Raw genomic sequence first — 2,815 nt, 5'->3', positions numbered from 1 at the left:
GCCGGTGCGGACCGGAGCGTCACGCCACGGCCTCTCCCGACGCGGTGTCTCCCGGCCCGTCGGCCACGTCGGTGGCCGCGCCCGGCGAACCGTGCGCCACCGGGCACGCGCCCATCCGGTCGCGCGGCTGAATCGGGCACGCCCCGAGGTCCGCGGGCCGGTAACCCTCCGGGTATCCGGGGTATGTCCGGTTCTCGGTCCCGCGCGAGCCCAGTTCGCGGCGACGGACCGGCATCCAGCGGACGATCTTCGACCGCGCGCGCAACGCCCCGTACGCGGCCTTCCGCAACGCCGGCGGCTGCCACGGGAACCCGAAGGCGCGGGTCATGTCGTCGTCGATCAGCGACTGCACCACTTTGCGCACCACCGGTCGGGCGGCCTCGGGGTACCAGGAACACATGAGGTCCAGGGTGTACGTGCCGATCAGCTCGTTGCTCGGGGCGTAGCGCATGGTGCGGGCCTCGTAGTCGTCCCGCCAGCGCCGGAACTCCCCGATGTCCTCGGGGATGTCCGCGATCTTCATCCGCTGACCCACCCCGCGGTAGAAGTGGAACGCGGCCAGGCGCTCGTTCGGGTGCAGGCGCCGCCACCCGTTCGCGTCGATCCACTCGAGCGGCTCGCAGATGAACGTCGACAGCACGTAGAGCATGTCGTCGTTCGTGATGTCGTACCGCGCGTGCTGGCGGTTGATCACCCGCAACGCCTCCTTGCCGCGCGGCGAGTCGTAGCCGTGCTCGACGAGCTCCACCATGAGCAGCGCCGTGTCGTCGTACCGCTTCTGCGGGTGGTCGCGGAAGTTACCCGCCTCCTCCAGCACGGCCGACACCGACGGGATGCAGTAGGTCCGGTACAGCGCCAGCTCCAGGGCGCGCTGGTAGTCCCACGGGAACTCGTACGTCGAGGTGATGCGGTGGATCTCCGCCGCGTCCGCCACCGGATCCAGCGTCGCGATGAGATCCCGCCAGTACCACCGCCCGGGCTTGAGCGGGACCCGCGCCGTGAGCGGGTGTTCGACTGCCGGGTCCACGACGAGGTCGGCCGGGATCGTCCCGAACACCCCGGGCAGAGCGGGCCGATCGGAGTCCGAGGCCCTCGTCGTCGTCTCCCCGGTCCTCTCGGGAGTGGTGGCGGTCATGTCACATCACAGCTTTCCCTGGACGTTGACGAGCATCCACTTGACGATCTTGATGTCGCGCGGCTTGCGGGTCATGGTCATGAGGTTGAGCGGCGCGGAGAACTTCTGGGCGGTGATGGCCTTGGGCCGCGCGAACTCCCGCAGGCCGTCGGCGCCGTGGATGCGGCCGAAGCCCGAGTCGCCCGAGCCACCGAACGGCAACGCCGGGATACCGGCGAACGCCAGGAACGAGTTGACCGACACCATCCCCACGTCGAGCTTCTCGGCCAGCGCGAGCCCGCGCTTGCGGTCACCGGTGAAGATCGACCCGCCGAGCCCGTAGCTACTGGCGTTGGCCTTCTCCACGGCCTCCTCCAGATCCACGACCGGGTTGATGACCACGGTCGGGCCGAAGGTTTCCTCCGTGACCGCACTCGAGTCCTCCGGGACGTCGACCAGCACGACCGGCTCGACGATCTTCTCTCCCACCGACTCCTCGCCACCCAGGACCGCCTTGCCCCCGCGGGCGATCGCGTCCTTGACGTGCCGGCGGATGATGTCGACCTGCGCCGGGAGCGTCATGGGCCCGTAACTCGAGGTGATCGAGTTACCGGGCGTCAGCGCCCGGACCTTGGCCGTGAACTTCTGCACGAACGCGTCCTGGACGTCCTTGTGGACGTAGATCCGCTCAACGCCCGCGCAGGTCTGACCGGCGTTGCCCATCGCGCCGAACACCGCCTGGTCGGCGGCCGCGTCGAGGTCGGCGTCGGCGTCCACCAGGAGCGCGTCCTTGCCGCCGCCCTCGATGACGACCGGCGTGAGCGTCTCCGCGCAGGCCGCCATGACCTTGCGCCCCGTGGCGGCGGAACCGGTGAAGGCCAACTTGTCGACGCCCGCCCTGCACAGGGCGGCGCCCGTCGACCCGTCGCCGGTGATGGTCTGGATCAGCGGCTGGGACGCCCCGAGGGAGTCCCACACCTCGGCGAGCCACACCCCGACGCCCGGGGTGAGCTCGCTCGGCTTGAACACGACGGCGTTCCCGGCGGCCATCGCGTAGGACAGCGTGCCCATCGGGGTGAACACCGGGTAGTTCCACGGGCCGATGGCCCCGACCACCCCGTAGGGCTGGTACTCGACGTACGCGGCCTGGTTGGACATCATCAGTCCCGCCGAGACCGGCCGCCGACGCAGCACCTTGTCCGCGTTCTTGGCCGCCCACTCCAGGTGGCTGACGGCGAGCATGACCTCGAGCGTCGCGTCCTCGTCCGGCTTGCCGGTCTCGGCGGAGATCAGCGACGCCAGCTCCTGGGCGCGCGAGGAGATGGCGCGCTTGTATTCCAGCAGCCACTCGCGACGGCCGCGCGGGCCCTGGTTCCGCCACCAGCGGGCGGCGGCCCGGGCGCGCTCGACCGCCAGGGCGACCTCCTCGGGCCCGGCGATCGGGTATTCCGCGAGGACGGTGCAGTCCCGGGGGTCCAGGCTTGCGAACGTGGACCCCGTCTTTTTCGGCTCGGTGGTGGTCATCCGTCACCCTCTCGTCTCAGATCACATATATTTGATGTAGCGTACCGTGATACGGGCCACAGTAGTCGACCGTGACCGTATCCGATACCCCACTCGAGTCCACCCACAGAAAACGAGGCGAGACGTGTTCGACATCCTCTGAGTATTTGGAGGCTTGGGGGCCACCGGATATTGCGT

The 2,815-nt window shown here is 69.4% G+C and carries 2 protein-coding genes; both read right to left on the bottom strand.

Annotation, left to right across the window (positions count from 1 at the left end):
• Nucleotides 1-19: 19 nt before the first annotated feature.
• Nucleotides 20-1,135, bottom strand: coding sequence for an oxygenase MpaB family protein (locus G6030_RS13390; protein ID WP_182643461.1), 1,116 nt, complete (start codon nucleotides 1,133-1,135; stop codon nucleotides 20-22).
• Nucleotides 1,136-1,141: 6 nt separating this feature from the next.
• Complete coding sequence (locus G6030_RS13385; RefSeq protein WP_182643460.1) at nucleotides 1,142-2,638, bottom strand: aldehyde dehydrogenase family protein; 1,497 nt, start codon at nucleotides 2,636-2,638, stop codon at nucleotides 1,142-1,144.
• Nucleotides 2,639-2,815 lie beyond the last annotated feature (177 nt).

The organism is Dietzia sp. E1, from assembly GCF_014145015.1.
GTDB lineage: Bacteria > Actinomycetota > Actinomycetes > Mycobacteriales > Mycobacteriaceae > Dietzia > Dietzia cinnamea_A.
This window is presented reverse-complemented; position numbering and strand designations above follow the sequence as displayed.

Bases quoted from the DNA above. Each gene is read 5' to 3' on its own strand.
- G6030_RS13390 (WP_182643461.1), bottom strand. From the start codon at position 1,135: ATGACCGCCACCACTCCCGAGAGGACCGGGGAGACGACGACGAGGGCC.
- G6030_RS13385 (WP_182643460.1), bottom strand. From the start codon at position 2,638: ATGACCACCACCGAGCCGAAAAAGACGGGGTCCACGTTCGCAAGCCTG.